The 1,193-nt window shown below is 67.7% G+C and carries 1 protein-coding gene; it reads right to left on the bottom strand.

Annotated elements, in window-relative coordinates; translation table 11 throughout:
• Window positions 1–901 (bottom strand): phosphomannomutase/phosphoglucomutase (locus FUT87_RS27730; protein WP_147243046.1); only part of this gene is annotated, 901 nt, incomplete at its 3' end.
• Window positions 902–1,193: the final 292 nt, after the last annotated feature.

Below are 1,193 nucleotides of genomic sequence, written 5' to 3'. Positions count from 1 at the left end.
ACATCAGCGGCTTGCCGCCGTGCTCGCGGATCCACGGGGCCAGGCGCTGGGTGCACTTGACGTCGAAGATGATCTCCGAGCCCGGCAGGCGCTTGAGGATGTCCGCGGCGATCAGCATGATCTGGCGGTCCGGCATGATCATCGTGCCGTCCTTGGTGACGATGCCCAGGCGGTCGCCGTCGCCGTCGAAGGCCAGGCCCAGCTCGGCATCGGTGGCGTGCACGACGCGCTTGAGGTCCTCGAGGTTCTCGGGACGCGACGGATCCGGATGGTGGTTGGGGAAGTCGCCATCCACCTTGGAGAAGATGTCGATGACCTCGCAGCCCAGCGCGCGCAGGATGGCCGGGGCGGTCGCGCCCGGAATGCCGTTGCCGCTGTCGACGACGATCTTCATCGGACGCGCCAGCTTGGCATCGCGGACGATGCGCTGGGTGTACTCGGCGATGATGTCCATCGCGGCGACGCGGCCCTTGCCGGTGGCGTAGTCCTCGGCCTCGATGCGGCGCTTCAGGTCCTGGATCTGCTCGCCGTAGACGGCGGCGCCCTTGAGGACCATCTTGAAGCCGTTGTAGTCCTTGGGGTTGTGGCTGCCGGTGACCTGGATGCCGGAATTGCAGCCATGCTTGCCGCGCGTGGCGGCGACGTAGTACAGCATCGGCGTGGTGACGGCGCCGATGTCGACGACATCCAGCCCGGTCGACTTCAGGCCGCGGATCAGCGCATCCACCAGCGACGGGCCGGACAGGCGGCCATCGCGGCCGACGGCGACCGCCTTCTCGCCGAGCTTGAGCGCCTCGGTGCCGAAGGCCTTGCCGAGGTGCTCGGCCAGCGCCTCGTCCAGCGTCGTGCCCACGACACCGCGGATGTCATAGGCCTTGAAGATGGATGCGTGAACTTGCATGTGCGTCCTTGCAGGAATGGGTGATGGTTCAAAAACTGGGGCGCATTGTAGGCAGGCCCCATGCGGCGTCCGTGTAACCCGGTGCACGCAGGCAATTCGCGGACCAAGGGGGCGCGCGGCCGGGCCCCGGCGGCCCGCAGGGACATGTCCGAAAACGGCCAGATCCGGCGCAGGCCGACTCCTATCATCCTGGCCATGGACTTCCTCCTCGACCCCGACCACTGCTACCCCGCGCTGCTGGCGCGGGATGCGCGCTTCGACGGCCAGTGGTTCGTCGGCGTGACCTCGACCG

Source organism: Mitsuaria sp. TWR114 (genome assembly GCF_007997345.1).
Note: the sequence above shows the minus strand (reverse complement) of the source record. Positions and strands in the feature narration are given on the sequence as shown.